Origin of the sequence: Hymenobacter sediminis (assembly GCF_003231285.1) — a bacterium.
GTDB classification, from domain to species: domain Bacteria; phylum Bacteroidota; class Bacteroidia; order Cytophagales; family Hymenobacteraceae; genus Hymenobacter; species Hymenobacter sediminis.
Genome location: NZ_QKNS01000001.1, coordinates 557,001 through 576,848, shown reverse-complemented (window position 1 = coordinate 576,848; position 19,848 = coordinate 557,001). Strand labels below are relative to the sequence as shown.

Annotated in this window: 13 protein-coding genes; 4 read left to right on the top strand and 9 right to left on the bottom strand. The window is 56.2% G+C overall.

Features of this window, described 5'->3' with window-relative positions; all coding sequences use genetic code 11:
- Nucleotides 1-4 precede the first annotated feature (4 nt).
- The 6 genes from DNI29_RS02460 to DNI29_RS02435 form a co-directional block, all read right to left on the bottom strand.
- Nucleotides 5-1,039 carry a phosphoribosylformylglycinamidine synthase subunit PurQ gene (locus DNI29_RS02460; RefSeq protein WP_110976478.1) on the bottom strand — a complete coding sequence of 345 codons (1,035 nt, stop codon included), beginning with the start codon at nucleotides 1,037-1,039 and terminating at the stop codon, nucleotides 5-7.
- Complete coding sequence (locus DNI29_RS02455; protein ID WP_110976477.1) at nucleotides 1,039-4,077, bottom strand: phosphoribosylformylglycinamidine synthase subunit PurL; 3,039 nt, start codon at nucleotides 4,075-4,077, stop codon at nucleotides 1,039-1,041. Before DNI29_RS02455 ends, DNI29_RS02460 begins: the two co-directional genes overlap by 1 nt.
- Nucleotides 4,078-4,203: 126 nt before the next feature.
- Entirely contained in the window at nucleotides 4,204-4,818 is a 615-nt protein-coding gene (gene pyrE, locus DNI29_RS02450) for an orotate phosphoribosyltransferase (RefSeq protein ID WP_238387980.1), read from the bottom strand.
- A 209-nt stretch (nucleotides 4,819-5,027) separates the two neighbouring features.
- Entirely contained in the window at nucleotides 5,028-5,789 is a 762-nt protein-coding gene (pyrF, locus tag DNI29_RS02445) for an orotidine-5'-phosphate decarboxylase (protein WP_110976475.1), read from the bottom strand.
- A gap of 105 nt (nucleotides 5,790-5,894) precedes the next feature.
- Nucleotides 5,895-6,740, bottom strand: a complete 846-nt coding sequence (locus tag DNI29_RS02440) for a dihydroorotate dehydrogenase (RefSeq protein WP_110976474.1) — start codon at nucleotides 6,738-6,740, stop codon at nucleotides 5,895-5,897.
- A 312-nt stretch (nucleotides 6,741-7,052) separates the two neighbouring features.
- Nucleotides 7,053-7,400 (bottom strand): amino acid--tRNA ligase-related protein, encoded by a 348-nt coding sequence (locus DNI29_RS02435; RefSeq protein ID WP_110976473.1) that lies wholly within the window; start codon nucleotides 7,398-7,400, stop codon nucleotides 7,053-7,055.
- Nucleotides 7,401-8,130: 730 nt separating this feature from the next.
- Here DNI29_RS02435 and DNI29_RS02430 point away from each other — a divergent pair.
- A complete protein-coding gene (locus DNI29_RS02430) occupies nucleotides 8,131-8,700 on the top strand; it encodes a DUF4468 domain-containing protein (RefSeq protein ID WP_110976472.1) in 570 nt (189 codons plus the stop codon).
- A gap of 380 nt (nucleotides 8,701-9,080) precedes the next feature.
- Here DNI29_RS02430 and DNI29_RS02425 read toward each other — a convergent pair whose 3' ends face one another.
- Together DNI29_RS02425 and DNI29_RS02420 are read right to left on the bottom strand one after the other, a co-directional pair.
- Nucleotides 9,081-9,968: a DNA/RNA non-specific endonuclease gene (locus tag DNI29_RS02425; protein WP_110976471.1), complete on the bottom strand. Its 888-nt coding sequence runs from the start codon at nucleotides 9,966-9,968 to the stop codon at nucleotides 9,081-9,083.
- A gap of 268 nt (nucleotides 9,969-10,236) precedes the next feature.
- A complete protein-coding gene (locus DNI29_RS02420) occupies nucleotides 10,237-12,420 on the bottom strand; it encodes a T9SS type A sorting domain-containing protein (RefSeq protein WP_110976470.1) in 2,184 nt (727 codons plus the stop codon).
- 337 nt (nucleotides 12,421-12,757) lie between these two features.
- On the opposite strand from DNI29_RS02420, the gene DNI29_RS02415 reads away from it, so the two are divergent.
- The 3 genes from DNI29_RS02415 to DNI29_RS02405 are packed head-to-tail and all read left to right on the top strand — an operon-like array spanning nucleotide 12,758 to nucleotide 18,880.
- On the top strand, nucleotides 12,758-14,125 hold the full coding sequence (locus DNI29_RS02415; protein ID WP_110976469.1) for a sigma-54-dependent transcriptional regulator: 1,368 nt from the start codon (nucleotides 12,758-12,760) through the stop codon (nucleotides 14,123-14,125).
- A gap of 27 nt (nucleotides 14,126-14,152) precedes the next feature.
- The gene (locus DNI29_RS02410; RefSeq protein WP_110976468.1) at nucleotides 14,153-17,752 is read left to right on the top strand and encodes a PAS domain S-box protein; all 3,600 of its coding nucleotides are present in this window, start codon (nucleotides 14,153-14,155) and stop codon (nucleotides 17,750-17,752) included.
- Nucleotides 17,753-17,797: 45 nt separating this feature from the next.
- A complete protein-coding gene (locus DNI29_RS02405; RefSeq protein ID WP_110976467.1) occupies nucleotides 17,798-18,880 on the top strand; it encodes a flavin-containing monooxygenase in 1,083 nt (360 codons plus the stop codon).
- 417 nt (nucleotides 18,881-19,297) lie between these two features.
- Here the strand turns inward: DNI29_RS02405 and DNI29_RS02400 are convergent, their stop codons facing one another.
- The gene (locus tag DNI29_RS02400; protein ID WP_110976466.1) at nucleotides 19,298-19,690 is read right to left on the bottom strand and encodes a T9SS type A sorting domain-containing protein; all 393 of its coding nucleotides are present in this window, start codon (nucleotides 19,688-19,690) and stop codon (nucleotides 19,298-19,300) included.
- Nucleotides 19,691-19,848 lie beyond the last annotated feature (158 nt).

Below are 19,848 nucleotides of genomic sequence, written 5' to 3'. Positions count from 1 at the left end.
GTGTCTAGGATGAAAACTGGCTGGCTTCCTGGGGAACAGCGGCGGTTTGGCTCTGCACGTGCTCCACAATGTTGCGGAACAAGCGTAGGCCATCCCCTTCCTCGCTCAGACCGGGATTCTGGCGCTTGCGTCGGGCCCAGTCGGGGTGATTATAGAGCGAGAGGAAGGCCTCGGGGTGCGGCATCAGCCCGAATACCTGGCCGGTGGTGTCGGTCAGGCCGGCGCAGTTGAGGTCGGCACCGTTGGGGTTGTGCGGGTACACGTCCGTCGGCGAGCCATCAAAATCCGTGTAGGCCAGGCAGTTTAGGGCACGGCCCTGGATTTCAGCCAGGGTTTCTTCGCCCTTGATGATCAAGCGACCTTCGCCGTGGCGCACGGGCACTTCCATCGAGTCGATGCCTTTCAGGAAGGGAGAGTTCGACTTAGGATTGACTTTCAGGCGCACCCACCGGTCTTCATAGCGGCCCGAGGCGTTGTGCGTCAGGGTTACTTCTGGCGTCACGTTGCCGCTCAGGTTAGGGAGCAGGCCTAGCTTCACCAGCACCTGGAAGCCGTTGCAGATGCCCATCACGAACTTGCCGTTGGCAATGAACTGCTTGATGTCGTCGAGTAGGGTACGGCCCTCCGCATTCTTGCGGTAGCGCAGCTTGTTCGCCAGCACCACGCCCGAGCCTAGGTCGTCACCAAAGCTGAAGCCACCGGGGAAGTTTAGGATGTCGTAGTCGTGGATGCTGACGTGGCCGTGCAGCACCTGGTTCAGGTGCACAATGGTGGGCTCAGCGCCAGCTAGCTTGTAAGCGGCGGCAAACTCCTCTTCGCAATTGATACCGAAGCCCGTCAGGATGAGGGCCCGCACCGGCTGATTGGCAGTGGCTCCCTGGGCGGAGTGGCCTAGGGGCTCTGTAGATTCATGACCGGCGTCCACACTCTTGAAGCCAAGCACCTGCAGGCTACCGTCCGCGGCCGTGATGGGGCCGCCGTGGTCGAGTTGGGGCCGCGGGGGGGTATTTAGATCCGGCAATTTGGGTTGTTCTTCCATTAGGATTGCGCCGCTTCGTGCTGGCCGAAGCCGATAATTCTGTTTACTGGGCCATTCGTCCATTCGTGGCGCAGGGCTGCCGTGCTGGCTGAAATGACCGTCTGGCCGCCGTGGCGCACCGTGAGCTGGCTGTCCTGCGTTACCACGCCGAGACGGGTAGCGCGGGCACCGAAGTGCTGCTCGAAGGCCACCACATCTTCCGGAGCCACCGTGGCCACGAATCGGGAGTGCGACTCCGAGAACAGCTGCGCCGACAGGCCTAGGCCAGTAGCGGGCAGCTCCACATCAGCGCCAAAACCGTGACCAAACGTGGCTTCCGCCAAGCCAACGGCCAGGCCACCATCCGACAAATCGTGGCAGGATTGGATGAGGCCTTTCTCGTTGGCCTCGCCCATCAGCGTGTAGAGGGCTTTAGCTTCCTCGAACCGGACCTTGGGCACATTGGCACCTAGCTCGCCGAAGAGCTGATAGAACTCCGAGCCGCCTAGCTCGTCGTAGGTCTCGCCCAGCAGGTACACCACGTCGTCGGCTTGCTTGAAGTCGGAGGTGATGGTGCGGCGGACGTCCTCGATTTTGGCGGTCATGGAGTACAGGACCGTAGGCGGCACAGAAATCTTCACGCCATCGGCCTTGAAGTCGTTCTTCATCGAGTCCTTGCCCGAGGTGAGCGGAATGCAATAGGCCGCCGTGGCGTCGCGCAGGGCCTGGCACATGCGCACCAGCTTAGCCAGCTTGTGCTTGCCGTCAGGGTTGGTGGCGGGGTCGTACACCGAGTCGGGTACGCAGAAGTTGTCGTTGACGGACCAGAAGTTACCGTCCCCGTAGCTCAGGTTGGGCAGCTTCCCTCCTACCGCTACAATCTGACGCACGGCCTCGTCAAACGCACCAGCCGACATATGGTATGCGTCTAGGTCGCCGAAGCGGGGCAGAATACCGTTGCTCACGGCTACCCCCTCCCAGCTCTCGAAGTTGAAACGCACCACGGCGGCATCCTGTGGAGCCTGGCCGGTAGCGCCCATGAGCGGCTTGATGATGGTGCGGCCTTTCACCTCGTGGTCGTACTGCCGAATCACCGACTCGCGGGAGCAGATATTGAGGCTGCCCAGCAGGCGGCTCAGCATGTCGGTATAGTCGAGGTCAGCGGGTAGCGCGGGTTCTTGAGCCGTGGGTTTGGTCCACTCGGCTTCCAGCACTTTGCGCGGCACGCCATTGTGTAGGAACTCCATATCGATGCGTGCTACCGACTCACCATCGAAGCACACATCAAGGCTGCCATCCGAAGTGAAGTAGCCGATATCGGTCAGCTCCACTTCCATTTCCTGACCTAGAGCCATCAGCTCCTCCATCTTGCTCGGCTCCACGGCTAGCGAGAAACGCTCCTGCGACTCCGACACGAAGATTTCCCACGGGCGTAGGCCAGGGTATTTCAAGGGTACTTTCTCCAGCTCCACCACGGCCCCGCCGCTGATAGTAGCCAGCTCTCCAATGGACGAGGACAAGCCCCCCGCACCATTATCGGTGCTGCACTTGATGAGGCCGCGGCGGGTAGCCAGGATTAGGAAGTCCATGGCCAACTTCTGGGTAATCGGCGAGCCAATTTGCACGGCCGTGGCGGGCGAGGTTTCATCCAGCTCAATGCTGGAGAAGGTAGCGCCGTGGATACCGTCTTTGCCCACCCGGCCACCGGCCATAATGATGCGGTCCTGGGCGTCAATCTTCTTCTCCCAGGAGTCGAGGCCGGCAAGTTGCATGGGCATTACGGCGCCGGTGCCGCAGTACACCAGCGGCTTACCCGCGTACCGGTCATCGAACACAATGGCCCCGTTCACCGTCGGAACGCCCGACTTGTTGCCGCCGTCCTCAATGCCCTTGCGCACGCCCTCGAAAATGCGGCGGGGATGCAGCTGGTTGCTCAGCAGGGTGCCGTTGAATTCGGGGTTGCCGAAGCAGAGCACGTTGGTGTTGAACAGCAGCCGCGCGCCCCCGATGCCAGTGGCCAGCGGGTCGCGGTTGTTGCCCAAGATGCCGGTAATAGCTCCACCGTAGGGGTCAATGGCCGAAGGAGAATTGTGAGTTTCCACCTTCCACACGAACAACGACTCGGGGTTGATGCGCACGGCGCCGGCGTTGTCGGAGAACACCTTGATCAGCCAGTCGTTGCCGTTGGCGCGGAGCTGGCGGTCTACCTCGGAGGTAGCGTTCTTAATGTAAGTCTTGAACAAGGAATCCACTTCGAACTCCTCGCCGGTGTCAGCATCTTTGTACTTAATAACGGCCGAAAACTCCTTATGCTTGCAGTGCTCCGACCAAGTCTGGGCTATGATTTCCAGCTCACAGTCGGTGGGGTCCTGGGGCAGACCAGCGGCCTGCCGCTCCTCGGCAATGCTAGTGTAATGGTCGCGCACGGCGCGCATTTCCTCCAGGTTCAGGGCGTAGAGGTTGTCCTTCGACAGCTTCACTAGCTCCTCATCGGAAAGGCCAACCAGCGGCACCGTGTTCGTAATGGATTCGGCCCCACCACCCGGCCGCGGCGTATAGTCGCGAATCTGGGCTATGGGGCCGACCTCGAAGCGGTTAATCATTTTGTTGCCGAGCAGCTCTTCCGCCAAGCGGCGCAGACTACTCTCTGGCAATTCGTGCTCCAGGAAGTAGAGCCGTTTGCTGAAGATATGCTGGGTATGGGTGTCCAGCGGCTGGTTCAGGAAGTCGCCAAGGGCGTTCTGCGCCGATATGCCTTCGTCGTCGGTTACGCCGGGCAGCTTAGCAACCAGAATGTAGCTTTTATATTCAGATTCAGAGCCGTGGCGGAACTCGTCGAGGGCCACGTCGTTCAGCACCGGGTCTTGGAGGCAGTGGGTGGCGAAGTCGCGCAGTTGCTCGTCGCTCACGGGGTAGCGCACCGTGTAGAGGGCGGTGCTTTGCACCCGGCCAGTAGAGAGGCCTAGGTGACGTTGGGCAGCTTCGGCAACCCGTTGGCCCTCGCCGTCATGTTGGCCGGGCTTGAGCAGAAGCTGTATGGTTCTTTGGGTAGAGTCCAAAAGGAGAATGGTTATCTATTTTTCGGGTTTCCCACGCTTAGGCGAAGGTGCCCGCGTGAGGAAGCATACCCGCGCAGGGTACGCCGAAAATGCCTTGCTCAGCAGCCGTTTGCTGGCTGAGTAGGTTTAAGAAAACGCTTTTTCCGGCCGACTGCCGGGTTTCACCACCGGAATACCTGCCCGGCAAAGCGGGCAATCATCGGGTGCGTAGGTGGCCGCCGTTACCGGCAGCAGGGCAAAGTTCGGAAAAGTTAGCTCAGCTTTCCCACCCGTGCGGTCAATTAAACTCGCTACGGCCAAAACTTTTGCGCCTAAGCCCTCCAACACCCGCGCTACCTCGTTGGTGCTCTTGCCGGTAGTCACCACATCTTCGGCAATGACAATTTTTTGGCCGGGCTCAATAGTAAAGCCCCGCCGCAGGGTCATTTGGCCGGTATCGTCCCGCTCGGTGAAGATACCAGGCACGCCCAACTGCCGAGCTAGCTCATACCCAATCACCACGCCACCCATAGCTGGTCCTACCACCACATCAGGCTGCAATCCTGCCTGCTGTATCTGCCGGGCCAGTTCTGCCGCTGCCGGTGCCGCCAAGTCGGGCCGGCGTAGAAACCGGGCGCATTGTACATAGGTATCGGAGTGCAGGCCGGAGGAAAGTCGGAAGTGCCCGCGCAGCAGTGCATCTTCCTGCAATAGTTGTTGCTCCAGAGTTTCGGAGGCGAAGGTGGTTTGGGGGGAAGTCAAGATGTATACCCTATGTATGAGGTGCGAAAAGGATGATTACTTAGACTGTCATTCTGAGCTTGTCGAGGAATCTCGCATGCTGATGTTGCCAAAGTAATCGTCATGCTGAATGCAGCCGAGGCATCTCTACCGCTTCGTCTGTATCAATTCAACAACCAATATGCCGGTCCTTGACAAGCTCAGAATACATATTGGTTACTGCGTGCAAGTTACACTGCTACCTGTCGGAACTGGTTAATCTGTTCTACTAGCTCCCGCGCGGCGGCACCGGCATCAGCTGCTTGCCACAACACACGCGATGTATTAATGAGAAGGCCGGAGCCATCAGGTCGGAGGCCTGCTTTCATAGTAGCCTGCAGGTCGCCACCCTGGGCACCAACGCCGGGCACCAAGAACCACTGCTGCGGCGTGAGGCTGCGGATACGGGCTACGGCTTCGGGGTTGGTGGCTCCTACTACCAGGCCGATCCCACCATGCTCTTCATCCAGTTTGCGGATCACGTGAGCGGCGCAGTCTGAGAGTGTGCCGCCGCGGGTGAGGGCTACGTCTTGCAGGGAGTGAGTAGGCTTATTACTGGTTTTGGCCAGCACGAACACCAGCTTACCGGGGCGGGCAAAGGGGACAATGGCGTCGTCGCCCATATAGGGGTTTACTGTTACGCCATCGGCCCCGATTACGTCATAGGTGAACTTGGCGTAATGGTCGGCAGTGTTAGCAATGTCGCCAAACTTGCCGTCCAGAATTACTGGAATACTTTCAGGAATACGATGCACGGTTTCGCGCAACAGCTTGACACCATCTTCCCGACTCAGAAAAAAGGCCAGGTTGGGTTTAAATGCAGCAGCATACTCGCTGGTTTGGTCGATGACTTCTGCCAGACGACGCGCTACTTGGGCATCATCGCTCACAGGGTCGAGGCCGACGCAGAGCAGAGAGTTGGCATGCTGAACGCGTTGAAGTAGCTTTTCCATGGGGTGGGAAATAGCGCTAAGCTTTCGCTTGGCGTGATGTTGGATAGGCAATGCTGTTACAACAGCAGGACAAACAGTGCTCGGAAACGAAGCAGGAGCTTCGGGTTACATATTGGTAGGCACCAAATGCCCGCACTCAGCGGATAACCGGGCCGTAAGGCCAGGCTCCAACCACTCGCCGCTGGCAATTTGCACGGCATTAGCCCCGCACCGTAGATAATCCGTTACGTGGCTAGCGGTGAATATTCCGCCTGTGCCGAAGATAGGCAGTGTTATCCGTTCATCGTGGGCTAGCTCCCATACGCAGCGCAGAGCCACCGGACGCAGAGCTTCCCCGGAGAGACCACCGGCCACTGGGGCAGCGGTAGCGTCGTCGGGCAAGTGTAGCCCTTTTAGCAAGTTGGTAGCGGCTAGCGCATCGGCCCCACCGGCTTGCGCCCCTAGGGCTAGGCCACGGATGTGCTCTGGCCACGGTGGTAGCTTCACGATTACGGCAGCCTCAGGGCCCAGCTCATTGCGCACGGCTTGGGTGGCTTCGCGCACGAACTTGGCATTGAGTTCCTCCCCTTTTTCGGTGTCGGGCTGGGCGATGTACACTTCTACGCCCGCAATCAGGCTACCGGCTTCACGGGACAGAAAGCGTGCAATCTTGCGAAAACCTGGAATGCCAGGAGCCGTGATGCTTACAAACACGGGCACACCGTAGCGGCGCAGGTTAGGCAAGTGTTCCTGCACTAAAATCTCGGCGCTTTCGGTGCGCATGTTGGTGGCGTTCAACAAGGTCTGGTCGGCGACCTGCCAAATACCTTCTTCGTAGAGCCCGGGCTTCGGCTCCATAGTTACGGTGCGGGTGAAAATCGCCCCCAGCCGCTCGTAGCCCGTTCCATCCAACTGCCAGGGGGCGGCCGCGAGGCACACGGGGTTCTGGAGTGTGAGTTTGCCGAGTTGCATAGGTTTTAAAAAGCTATGATTTTGCTAGCAGCACCCGCTACCTGCAAAATCAGATGAATGCCCTACCCCTGGCTTTAGCCTGAAGCAGCTAGCAATTACTTATGAAGTACCCGAAAAACGGGGTGGCCAATTTGCGGACCGACTTGCGTCAGAATCCCCCCTGATTTCTATCACCCCGCTCCTTGCACCACCCCGCCCCGATGCCGCCGTTAGGTGGGCTTCGGGAAAATCGGGCTGTTGAGTTTCAGTTTTCAGTCATTGGTTGAAAGCAAAACACCCGCTTAAAAACCGGGCGCTTGCTGGGAAAGAAGGCTAGGTTACATAGTCGCGGTTGATCAGCAAGGGTATGAAATCCCGGATGTCTTTTTGACCGAGGGGGAACTGGGCTATGCGGGACATGCCTACGCTAGCACCTAAGTGTAGCCCCACTTCGTGCACTTTGTAGAAGTTGAGGTACCAATTGAAGTCTTCTAGCTTCAATTCCCGACCCAGTAGGCCTTCTAGCATCGACGGCTTCAGCAACTTGTCGGCGTTGACCGCGTGCTCAGTTAAACCAGTCGACTCGCCAGCCAGGGGCAACAGCAAGTCGAAAGAGTCCACCATGCAGGTGGCGGCAAGAACGGCAGCTACCATCTGGTGGGCGAAGGTGGTGTCGTTCATGGCGTTTACCAGTATGGGGGTAAAGGATTAGAAAATGCGTGAGTGGGCGCCAGTTTTGCCTATGCCTATCGAAATAGAAGGGCACAAAAAAACCGCTTCGAAAACCGAAGCGGCGAACGGGCTAAAAACCAAAAAAACGAAAGAACCAACGGAGAAAACAACCTTGCGGTCATCTCGCAGGACACCTTTATAAAAGGTCCCACGCTTCATCAGATTATGTTGTTTAGAGTGAAGCACGTCGCAAAAGTACTACTCTATTCAGGCCTAACAAGAGGCACAAGATTAACTTTATGTTACCAAAATGTTACCCCTACTTAAGTATAACGCTCAACTCATACTCTTTTTATTAATGACTATGATGCTGTTTTTCAATCTATTGCGATGTAATAAAATAGTACAGCAACTAGGCTAAATGAGCTGTTACCTTTGTCCTTTTAAATAAATTTACTTTTGCATCATAATGACTCAGAAAGTACCATTATTGGAAATATACAATTATCGGAACTATTACCTTATATATAGTGTCTTCAGCCCGACAGAAGCCTAATATTATTCTTCGGACAAAAACTTTTTTACTCTAAAAAGCTGCTTGCAGGCAATGCTTGATGCAAGTAGCCCTGTCTTAACAAAATTATAATCTATAATTCTCCCTCCTGACTTATAAACAGGCATTATCTTTGTCTCGCAGAACCTTTTTTCCTTTGAATTCTCATTTTCTTCTCTTTCTTCTATGAAAAAAGTGCTACTAGGTTTGTTGGTAAGTGGGATGTTGGCACTAGCACCCGGAGCTCAGGCACAAACAGATGCCCCAGCCCCCATAGAGTATAGCGAGCGAGTGTCTGCGGAGGGTGCTGGCAAGACTGCTCTGTACCGTCGGGCCCTGGAATGGACCCAAAATAAGTTTGCTTACGGGCCTAAGTCGGGCTTTAAAGCAGAAGAGGGGGTAGGCACCGTGCGGGTTACTGGCACGGGCAAAGCCAAGAAACTTGACGCAAAAGGCAAAGATCAGGAAGTCAGCGTTTTATTTGATTTTGTATTCCGTGCTAATGATAACGGCTATGAATATAGCGTGGGCTCTTTCCGGGTTATTCCTAACCCAGCCCAGCCCACGCAGATAGTTTCTTTCGACGACTACCGGACTGAGTTACGTGCCGACAAAAGCAACAGCCGGACTAATAACGACCGTCGTCTGACAGCGCAGATTACGTCACTGGCGAGCGAAGCAGCCATGGCCTTCCGCTCTTATATGAATAGTGCCCCAACCGATGACCATGTTGGCGTAGCAGGCAGCGAAAATTAGGCTTACAACCCTTCTATAGCAACCGGCTCCATACCTACAGGTATGGAGCCGGTTGCTCTTTAGGCTGATCTATTAAAGCTCTGCTGCTTCTAATGCGCATTGACTTCCAAGATCTTACATGAAGATACAGGATAAATAAACTGTATGCCTGCAGACAGCTTATAGATGCGAAAAGCCGCGTTGCAGCGCGGCTTTTCAATTTCTCTACCCCTCTATCCTACCTTAAGTCATTCACTCATTACAAAAGTACGCGGAATACTTAGCGCCTATCTCCTGATTTAGACTAATAACCTAAACATAAAGATGGATGGGTATTTTCACCAGGCGGGCAACCCAATAGACCGTTTCCCCTGCTGATAGGATAAAGCAGGGTTTGCTACTCAGCTGGTCGGGCCGTTATCCACGCGGGCCTCAATTACGCTTTGCACCGAGGTTGAAACCGCAGAAAGCAGGTCATAGCCAGTGGCAGCCTCAATGGCATCAACGGTAGTACGGTAAGAGCCCCAGGTAGTGCTTAGGGAGTTGTCGTTGGGGGTGTTGATGGCAATAACACGTGTGCTGCTTGTCACGCGAGAGGCATCTCCAGAGCCGTTTGGTAGTACCACAATTACTTTCCATACCCGCGCTGGCACGGTTACGCGGCCAGCATCAAGGGTAGTGGCATAGCCGTTGGAGCCGGTACCACCTTTGCCATAGCTTCCACAAATAATGTACAACTCGTTACCAGCATTGATGAGGGTGCGGCAGTAGTTTTCCAGATTCGCCCAGGTGCGTTGGTTGTTATTGGGAGCCTGCGGAATCATGTTGCTCATCAGGAAGGTAGCCGAGTTATCGGCCACGGAGCCGGTACGGTCAGCGGAAGGGCACTGGTGCCCCCGGTCGAAGCCGGATCCTGTGTAGCTGGTGCTCGTTACGCGGTACCATCCTGAGGGCAGCGAATTATCGGGAGCAAAGTTGTCTTGTCGGGCAGTGCTGCCTACCCACGCGCTGCTCAGGTGCCAACTTACCCAGTTGGGCGTGCCCCGGTCGCGGTGGTAGGACATAGCGTATTGCGGCTTCGACACTAAGTAGTTCCAGTAATTGGCTGTATTGGCAGTAGCACCGCTGGGGTTTCCCATTACTAAGTGGCTGTCGCGGGTAGCTGTTGCATCAGTGGTTTCGGAGGTAGCAGCAGGGGTAGGAGTTGGATCTACCTGCTCCTTTGAGCAGGATACAACACAGCTCGTGAGTAGAGCCAGAGCCAGTACGCGGGAAAGGGGACGGTACATGTAGACGGTGTTTGGTGGAAGGAGAGAAGGAGAAACGGAACTTCAATGCAACAAAAGTGGTGGGTGGCTGCTGCTCTAAGGTTATCGTAGTGTTATCATTATACTCGTTTTGGCATTGTATGACTCTTAGCCCGATGCAATAAATATTCCTACTATTCATCTATGCAGAATGGCCTAAAAAGAGCGAAGCCCCACTGACCTGCAACAGTGGGGCTCCTTCTCCGGTAGCAATAGAACAACAAAGGATAGAGTAGGGATAAAAAAGCGTTTAGCGACTGCTTATCACTAGGCGCTGGGTAGCGACGCGCTGCCCGTCGGCCTTGGCTAATACCACCTGATACAGGCCTGCACTCAGGCGCAGGCTAGAAAGTACTGCCGAATGCTGCGTTACTGGGAACTGGCCTACCAGCCCTCCCTGCATGTTGTACACAGCTAGGTGGTAATAGCCCTCGGGCAGGCTTGGCAGCATAGCCCGTATGTCATCGTTGGCAGTAGCGGGGTTGGGATACACAGCAAAGCTGCCAGGGGCCACGTTGAAGTTCACGACCACAACAGGCGAGAGGCTTTCGGTGCCATCCTGATCTACCTGCCGTAACCGGTAATAAAGGGTAGGAGCGGCGACGGAGCCGGCGCTGGCATCCTGCAAAGTGTAGCGCTGCACAGCAGAGGTAGTACCAGCGGCTTTTACTTGCCCGATGGGCTGAAAGCCCCCAGTGCCCTGCACTGAGCGCTCTACCACAAAATGGCTGCTATTCAGCTCGGCCGAAGTTTGCCAAACCAGTTGTACACCGCCCCCGACGGGCCGGCCAGTAAAAGAGGCCAGTTGTACCGGTAGAGGTCTGGGCACCGTGATAGAAGTAGGAAAGCCTACAGGTCGGTCTTCGGCGAAGGCACGGTAGATGCGGGTATTATCCAGCGCCGATACACCGCTGGCTATTTCAATTTCTACCCAATCAAAGTCGCGCGTGGTGAGGAAGGATACTTCGCGCTGCCCGTTGGCTAACACTTCCAGATTCAGCAACGCATTAGCTGAAGCACTTTCCACTAGCTGAGCGCCATCAGTACCGCCGTTTGTACTAGGGGTTCCGGTATAGGTATTGACCCGGATGTTAGAGAGCAGGTTAGCATCGAGCAGGCCAGTGCCTAACCCCAGGATAGCGCCGGCCACATTGCCGGCCCGGCCTGGCCCATCGAGCCGCAGCTTTAACCGGGTAGTGCCGCCAATGCCCAGCAGGCTATTCACCGTAGCATAGCTGCCTTCCGCATCCTTGTCAGCAGCGTTCTGAGGGTTGGCAATGTTGCCACTCGCTTGGTAGTTGTTGGTAGGACTTGTGAATTGGGAGAGTCGAGGAGCCTGGTCGCGGAATACCCGCGGCTCCAGGCCAAACCCATAGTACACCCGCAGGTCATTCAACGCGGTCAGCGCGGCCGTTTGGCGAATTTCTACGCGGTCGAATGACTTAGTAGTTGGGAAGCTTACGTTGTACTGGCCATTGCCCAGTAGCTCCAGATTGAGCAAGCTACTACCTGCCGCCGATTCTTGCGCTACCCCGCCTAAATAGGTAGTAACTCGCAAGCCGTCCAGAGCTTTTACATCCAGCACACTTCCACTACCTATTACAAAGCCAGCTTGGTAGCCAACCGGAGAAGTGCCTTCCAACTGAGTTTGCAAGGTAGTAGGACAGCTAACATCTACCAACGAGCCCATAGTAGCGTAGTTGTCGAGCGATGCATCTACTGCGTTCTGGGGGTTACTTACGTTGGAGTTCACGCACACACTAATACCGTTCGTGACGACCTGAGTGCTGTAAGACGCACTTGAAGGTTTCTCAAATCGGGAAACATAGCCATTAGCCGTGGTTACCACGTTAGCGTCAATGGCATAGGCATAATACACATTCAATATGTAGCCCAAGTTCAGCAAGGAGGCAGCCTCCAGTTCAACCTGGTCAAAAGGCTTGGTGGCAATAAACTCTAGGCGAGTCTTTCCCGTGTTTTGACCCAGGATGGCACCTGCCACGCTGGCATCTACAGGCAGTTGCTCCTGCATAGTGGAGCCATTAGCCGACTTGAGATACGTGCGTACAACAAGGACATTAGCTAAGTTTAAAGACAACAGGTTCAGCACGTTACTACCCCGCTCAACCACTACGCCCGCCCGGTAATTGGCCGGAGCTGGCTGCTTTAGGTCCATTCGTAACCGCAAACCACCACCTACTGCCGTTATCTGCATAGCGGCCGCGCTGTTGAAATCATCGTCGGTGGCTTGGCCAGGATTGGCAACACTACTTCCTACACAGAGCGCGCAGATCCGGCTAGTGGTAGCTCCTTGATTGCCTGTGTTCGAGTAGATAGGTGCACCAGCGGCCCAACCGTATTGTAGCCCTGCCCAGGCCCATGCTAGCGTTACCAGCAGAGACTTAGTAAAAGAAGGGAGACGAAATGGTATCATAGCAGAGACAATTAGTTGATAGTCACCGTCGTTATCAGGTGCTTATCCCTGTACCAATTCATCTGCCAATCATACCATTTTTGTTCAAAATTTTGATTATCAATAACTTAATACAAAGCCAAAAATGCTATATTGTCCCATTCCGGGATTACATTTCCTAAAATTAGATTTTTTGGTATCCCCACATTTCCCCGCTATACTCGCGTAATTCCGCGTTTTTGACCACTTCCGAGCTACTGAAAACCCACCCGCAAGAATTGAACATTCCTAATGCGTCCTCTTTCTCAAAAAAGGAGTATGTATGAGGGACAGTTCCTGTGCTTTTCCCTCCTACCCCATGAGCGTACCCTTACCTGTTTCTATCTTCATTGTCGAGGACAATGCTTGGTATGGTGAGCTACTTGAATACAAGCTGGCTCAGAACCCTGATTATACTATTCGCCGGTTTACCACCGCGCAAGCCTGCTTAGATAACTTAGGCGACAAGCCAGATATTATTACGCTGGACTACTCCTTACCCGATGGCAAAGGCGACCAAGTGCTGCGGCAGATTAAGGAGCGCCTGCCCGAGGTAGCAGTAATTGCTATTTCAGGGCAAGAAGATGTCCGTACAGCCATTGGTCTGCTACGACAGGGTGCTTTCGACTACCTGGTAAAGGATGAGGAAACTGCCGACCGCCTCTGGAACACCGTAGGCAACATCCGGAAGCAGTTAGAATTGCGCCTGGAAAACACCCGTCTGAAGGAGCAGATTGGGCAGAAATATGACCCGCAGCGGGCTATTCTGGGCGAAAGCGCCCCGATCAAGCAGTTGTATTCTCTGATTGATAAAGCAGCCCGCACCAACATCACCGTTTCTATCAGCGGAGAAACTGGCACCGGTAAGGAGCTGGTAGCTAAAGCTATTCATTTCCGCTCGGACCGCCGCGATGGAGCGTTTGTGGCCGTAAACGTGGCCGCCATTCCGCGCGACCTGCTGGAAAGCGAACTGTTTGGTCATGAAAAGGGGGCCTTCACAGGAGCCATTGTGCGTCGCATTGGGCGCTTTGAAGAAGCCCACAACGGCACTCTATTCCTCGATGAAATTTCTGAAATGGACCTAGGGCTGCAGGCCAAACTGCTGCGGATATTACAGGAAAGAGAAGTAACCCGGGTTGGTGGCAACGCCCGTATTCCCTTTGACGCCCGCCTGATGGTTGCCACCCATCGAGACCTAGCCCAGGAGGTAAAGGAAGGACGTTTCCGCGAGGACCTATATTACCGCCTGCTGGGGCTGCCCATCATGCTTTCACCGTTGCGGGAGCGGGGTGAGGACATTCTTTTACTGGCCGACGCGTTTCTGAAGGATTTCTGCAACCAGAACAACATGGCGGCCTGCTCACTCTCAAGCGCGGCCCAGCAGAAACTGTTGCACTACAACTTCCCCGGCAACGTGCGGGAGCTGAAAGCGGTAGTAGAACTGGCGGCCGTACTGGCAGAAAACGAGCAGATTCAGCCCCAGGACCTACCTCTGCGCCACGGCCCAACCGATGCTACTACCCCCGGCACTATGCCCAACGAATCGTTGCGCACCCAAATGGCCGCCATTGTGCAGCGCTACCTGGATGCTCACAACGGAAATATTTTGCAGGTAGCCGCGAAATTGCAAATCGGGAAGTCCACTATTTATCGTATGGTCCAGAACAACGAGGTCCGCATTCGCTGAGACGTCAGGAGGTAGCTGCCATACATTATGAGTCCTATTAGTACTCGTCACTTACAGCGCCAGCTGCGCCAGGCCCAGCGGGCCTGGCGGCAGGCGCAAACTGAGTGTGATGATTTCCGTCGCCAGGTAATTGAGTTGAAAGCCCGCAGTCAGGCTGCCGCCGAGCAGGCAACGGCTTTGCTGGAAACGATGAGCACGGCTATTCTGGCCGAAGATCAGAACCGGGTCATCACCCTGATTAACCAGCGCTTGTGCGACCTGTTTGGGTTGCGGAATCCACCCCGCTACTACCTGGGCACGCGCACCGAAAGCCTAGTTCAGGAAGGTCGCACTCAAGTCATCAACGAACAGGTTATGCAAGCCCGCAACCACCAGCTCCGGGAGGGCAAAGTGCGCGTGAGTGGCGAGATTCTGCAGTTGGAAAGCGGCATCATTCTGCAGCAAGACTACCTGCCGGTGGTGCAGAACGGCGTGACCATGCTGCACGTCTGGAGCTTTGAGGATGTTACGGTGCACCAGCAGGCTCAGCGGCGGGTGCAGGAGCTTTCCCGCCTGGCCGAGCAGAGTCCGCAGCCCATCATCCGGTTTAATCGCGACGCCGAGGCTCAGTATGCCAACCCTGCCGCCAGCAAGGCTCTAGAGGCCCTCTCTCAGCCAGCTGGCCTCGATAACGTGCGAGTGCTGCGTCAGGAAATTGCCTTGGCTCTTAGTACAGGCCAGCCCCGTACCGTGGAAAAGCGTCTGGGCGAGGAGTTCTACCTCTGGACAGTTGCGCCCTTGCTCCAAGAGCAGGAAGCTAACGTTTACCTCACCTCTATCACGGAGCGCCGCAGAGCCGAGGCCGAACTGGTACGCAGCCAGCTTTTTACAGCTCGCATCAACGACACAGTGCCCAACATCGTGTTTCTCTACGACATGGATGCGCGGGCCGTACTGTACAGCAACCGGCAAACGGAGCAGATGCTGGGCTATACCGAAGATGAGATTCGGCAGATGGGTTCCCAGGTGGCTCAGCTCCTGGTTCATCCCGACGATCTGGTGGCCATGGTGCACAAGCAGGAAATGCTGCATAAGCTGCAAGAGGGCCAGGTTTCTACCCTTGAGTACCGGTTTCAGCACCGCAACGGCCAATGGCGGTGGCTGAGCCTGAAAAGCACCTGCTTTACCCGCCACCCCGATGGTAGGGTGTGGCAGATGGTAGGCTCGGCAACCGACGTAACAGAGCGCCGGGCCACCGAGGAAGAACTGAGGCAGAGTCGGCTTTTTGTGGAGCGCATTACTAACACCAAGCCCAACCTGATCTACATCTATGATCTGCAGTTGGAGTCGAATGTGTACTGTAACCGCTTCGTTGAGCCCATGCTGGGCTACTCGCAGACCGAAATACAAAACATGGGGCGGGCCATGTTCACCCGAATCATGCCAGAGTCGGAGGGCCAGCGCCTGCACCAGCACTTCGAGGAAGCAGGGGGCATAGCCGATGGGCAGATTCTATACCTGGAGTTTTTCCTTTATCACCGCAACGGCTCCATTCGCTGGCTGCGTATTGGCAGCACTCCCTTTGAGCGCGACGAGCAGGGTAAGGTTCTGCGCATTGTGGGTTCGGCGGAAGATATAACCCGTTGGAAGATTGCCGACGAGCAACGACGCTCAGCCAACCGGCGGCTGGCTGAGCAAAACCGCTTGTTCCGTCAGGTAATAGACACCGTACCGAACCTGATTTACTTAAAGGACGGTAACGGCAACTACATTCTGGCCAACCAGGCCACGGCTCAGCTTTACGGGCTGAGCAATGATGCGCTGCTGCAAACACCGGCCTCGCAGCTGCAGGAAGGCTTCCCCGACCTGATCCGCCACCGCGCTCAGGATGACTTGGTTATTGAGGACAAGCAGGAGGTAGCACAGGAAGACACTTTCCTGGATGCGGAGGGGCAGGTGCGCTGGTTTCATACCATCAAGCGCCCATTTATCCTCGCCGATGGCACGGTGCAAGTGTTGGGGGTTGATAACGACATTACGGAACTGAAGCGCACGGGCCAAGCCCTGCAGCAAGCCAAGGAAGTGGCCGAGCAGAATGCCCAGGCCCGGCAAACCTTCCTGACCAACATGAGCCACGAAATCCGCACGCCCATGAACGGTATTATGGGCTTGGCGGAGCTGATGGCCAAAACTACCCTGGACCAAGAGCAACAGCAGTACCTGCACCACATCCGCCACTCGGCTGAGCATTTGCTGATTGTCATCAACGATATTCTGGATATGGCCCAGCTAGGAGCGGGCCGGGTACGCCTCGATTCGGTGCCGTTTGAGTTGACGGAAGTGCTGAAAGCCAGCTGCCAAGCCCTAATGCCAAAGGCCGCTGAGAAAGGCATCAGTTTGCGCCTGCAGCTCCCCCCAGAGCCCACTCCTATTTGGGTACAAGGCGACCCGTACCGCCTCCGGCAGGTGCTGCTGAATCTGCTCAGCAACGCCATCAAATTCACTGACAAAGGCCACGTTCTGCTGACTTGCCGCCGCATCAGTCTGCCAGCGGCCGAGCCGGAATATCAGTTTGCCGTGTTAGATACAGGCATTGGCATTTCGGAAGGGCAGCTGCAGCAGCTATTCGAGCCTTTCACCCAGGCCGAGGCCAGCACCGCCCGTGAGTACGGCGGCTCCGGGCTGGGCCTGAGCATTTCGCGCGGGTTGGTGGAGCTGCTGGGCGGAGAACTCACGGCCGAAAGCCGCCTGCATCAAGGTAGTACCTTCCGGTTCGCGCTGCGGTTTGGGGCGGCCGCGCCTCCCTCGGCCGCGCCTACCCCTACCCCCGATTTCCAACGCCTGCGGGGTAAGCGCGTGCTCCTCACCGAAGACAACCGCGTAAACCAATTACTGGTGCAGGTAATGCTACGAGGCTGGGGTATGGAGGTTGATACGGCCTCCTCGGGCCCCGAGGCCCTAGCCTTGTTTCGCCAGCACCGCTACGATGTGGTACTGATGGACATTCAGATGCCGGGCATGGATGGGGTGGCCGCTACCCGTCTGCTGCGCGAGCACCCTGACGCTGAACGAGCTGCTACCCCAGTGGTGGCCCTCACGGCGCACGCCATGTACGGCGAGGCAGAGCGCTACCAGGCCGCTGGCCTCGATGCCTACCTCTCCAAGCCCTTCAAGGAGGAAGCCTTGTTCCAGACTATAGCCGACCTGCTGCACCTGGACTACACTACGACGCCTCCTGCGGCGGCAGCCCCCCCGGAGGCCGAAGAGCCAGCCACGCCAGCTCCTACCCCCTTGCCAGCCGGCAAGCTCTACGACCTGAGCCGACTTCGGCACATGTCGAACAACGATGAAGCGTTTATCCGGCGTTTGGTCAATCTGTTCATCAGTACCACTCCTCCCATTGTTGAGGAGTTGGAAACAGCTCTGCAAGCGCGCGATCTTACCAAGCTCGGTGCTACGGCCCACCACCTGAAAAGCTCTGTTGATGGGCTGCAGATTCACGCGGTACGTAGCATCCTGCGCGACCTGGAAATGGCAGCCGAGTTGCCAGAAGCAGCTGAGTGGCCAGTGCTGACGCAGGGCGTGCAGCAGGTTCGGCAGTTGGTGGATGAAGTAATTCAGCAGCTTCGGCAAGAGTTTCCCGGCTAACAGCCACGCTCGGCCTCATTTAAGGTAGGCGTTGTATTATGCGCCATGATTTCCTCTGACGCCTTCTCTCCTACCCCCTGCCAAGCGGTGCAAACCGTGGTGGTGGGGGCTGGCCAGGCGGGCTTAGCCGCGGCCTACTACCTACGCCAGGCCGGGGCACCGTTTGTGGTGCTGGAAAGCCGGCAAGGAATAGGAGACGTCTGGGCTAACCGCTACGACTCCCTGCGCTTATTTTCTCCGGCCTGGGCCAGCAACTTACCGGGTTTTCCCTGGCCAGGGCCGCCAACCCGCTACCCCACCAAAGCTGAGGCCGCCGCTTATCTAAGTCAGTACGCCGCGCATTTTAAGTTTCCGGTTGAGACCGGGCAGCAAGTAGTGAGCGTGCAGCCAGTTTCCGGAGGCTTTCGGGTGCTTGCCGCCACGGGCCGCTGCTGGCAGGCTGAAAACGTGGTGGTGTGCACGGGTCCTTTCACTGCTCCTCGAGTGCCACCCTTTAGCCAACGCTTGCCAGCGGCAGTGCAGCAGCTTCACAGCAGCGCCTACCTACGACCAACTCAGATCCAGGGGCCCGGACCGGTTGGGGTGGTTGGCAGTGGCAACTCAGCCCTCCAAATAGCCACCGACCTGGCTTCCAGTGGCCGGTCCGTGTACCTGGCTTTTGATGAGAAAACCCCGGCCATGCCCAACAACACGGCTATGTGGGCGCTACTGCTCGGCACCCACATTATGCAGGCCAGCCGTACTTCCTGGGTTGGGCGCCTGATGCGCCGCCGACCTGAACCCGTAGTCAGCGCCGATTTGCGCCGGGTGCGCCAGTTACCAAATGTGCATCTGATAGGTCGGGCGCAGAAAGCAACAGCGGCCGCTACCCTCATCGGGCAACGGAGCGCTACCCCACCCCTGGAAGCCATTATTTGGGCCACCGGCTTCGGTCCCGATTATGAGTGGCTGCAAGTGCCCGGCGCACTTGGGCCCGATGGGCAGCCCCTACATGAGCGGGGGTTGAGCCCTGTGCAGGGGGTAGCGTTTCTGGGTTTGCCCTGGCTACACAGTCGACGCTCGGCTCTCATGGGTGGAGCCGGGCCCGATGCAGAGTACGTAATAGCCCGTCTCTTGAAAAAGACATAATTATACTGCAACTACCAAGGCTACTTTCTGGTTATACTTGTATTAACTCAGCCACAGATACTTGTTGGTAAACCTGCGGGAAGCTGAGTTTTCATTTCTCCTAATTCCTTTTTTTATGACGTTGCTGATTTTCTTCGGGATTGCGCTGGCAACTGCGTTGCTCGCCCTCGACACGGTAAACAAAGTGAAAGACATGCTGAAGCCGGTTCCGGTGCGCGCCAACAACGGCCGCTAAGCCTCCTGCTTTCGCCTTTCTATACCAAGCGCCTCTGCCTACCGCGGAGGCGCTTTTTTGTGCCTTTACCCCTACCCCTTCCCAGCAGTTCAACTATAGAGCGTTCCTAGCCTAAATGCAAAAAGCAGCCTGAGAGGCTGCTTTTGCGCAAACTAGCAGAATAGTACTAGTGGGCTGTTGCGTTAGCGAATTACGAGCTTGCGCATTTCGCTGGCGTTATCGGCCTCAAGCTTTACGTAGTAGAGGCCATTGGCAAACTTGGTCAGGTCGAGGGTTCGGGTGGCGCGGTCGTTGAGCTCGCTCAGCACCTCGCGGTACATCACTGTTCCGATAACGTTGAGCACGCGCAGTTCAACCTTGCGGCCCTCAAACCCATTAATGGCAATGTGTACAATGCCCGTGCTGGGGTTGGGGTATACCAGCAGCGCCTTTTCCTCGGAAGCGGCTGGCCGTGCGGGCGCAGGGGTTGCTGCGGGCCGGGCTGGCGCCGGCTGGGCCGTAGCGGCCGGCAGGCTGCTGCGAAGCCCGAAAGACAGTAAAACGAATAAGCCTAAATAGCGTAAGGGTTGCATCATACAGAGTGGTGGGAGCGGACAGATAGCGCCTGAGCGTGATGGTTACTAACGACAGGCGCGAGTTTAGGTTTACAAAAGTAACAGGGGTTTTTGCTACTTGGGCCAGAATATAACTCATCTTCGATAAATCCCCCGCTTCTATCTTCGTTCTCACCCTT

Bases quoted from the DNA above. Each gene is read 5' to 3' on its own strand.
- DNI29_RS02440 (WP_110976474.1), bottom strand. From the start codon at position 6,740: ATGCAACTCGGCAAACTCACACTCCAGAACCCCGTGTGCCTCGCGGCC.
- DNI29_RS02430 (WP_110976472.1), top strand. From the start codon at position 8,131: ATGAAAAAAGTGCTACTAGGTTTGTTGGTAAGTGGGATGTTGGCACTA.
- DNI29_RS02405 (WP_110976467.1), top strand. From the start codon at position 17,798: ATGATTTCCTCTGACGCCTTCTCTCCTACCCCCTGCCAAGCGGTGCAA.
- DNI29_RS02400 (WP_110976466.1), bottom strand. From the start codon at position 19,690: ATGATGCAACCCTTACGCTATTTAGGCTTATTCGTTTTACTGTCTTTC.
- DNI29_RS02420 (WP_110976470.1), bottom strand. From the start codon at position 12,420: ATGATACCATTTCGTCTCCCTTCTTTTACTAAGTCTCTGCTGGTAACG.
- DNI29_RS02435 (WP_110976473.1), bottom strand. From the start codon at position 7,400: ATGAACGACACCACCTTCGCCCACCAGATGGTAGCTGCCGTTCTTGCC.
- DNI29_RS02460 (WP_110976478.1), bottom strand. From the start codon at position 1,039: ATGGAAGAACAACCCAAATTGCCGGATCTAAATACCCCCCCGCGGCCC.
- DNI29_RS02425 (WP_110976471.1), bottom strand. From the start codon at position 9,968: ATGTACCGTCCCCTTTCCCGCGTACTGGCTCTGGCTCTACTCACGAGC.
- pyrF (WP_110976475.1), bottom strand. From the start codon at position 5,789: ATGGAAAAGCTACTTCAACGCGTTCAGCATGCCAACTCTCTGCTCTGC.
- DNI29_RS02410 (WP_110976468.1), top strand. From the start codon at position 14,153: ATGAGTCCTATTAGTACTCGTCACTTACAGCGCCAGCTGCGCCAGGCC.
- DNI29_RS02415 (WP_110976469.1), top strand. From the start codon at position 12,758: ATGAGCGTACCCTTACCTGTTTCTATCTTCATTGTCGAGGACAATGCT.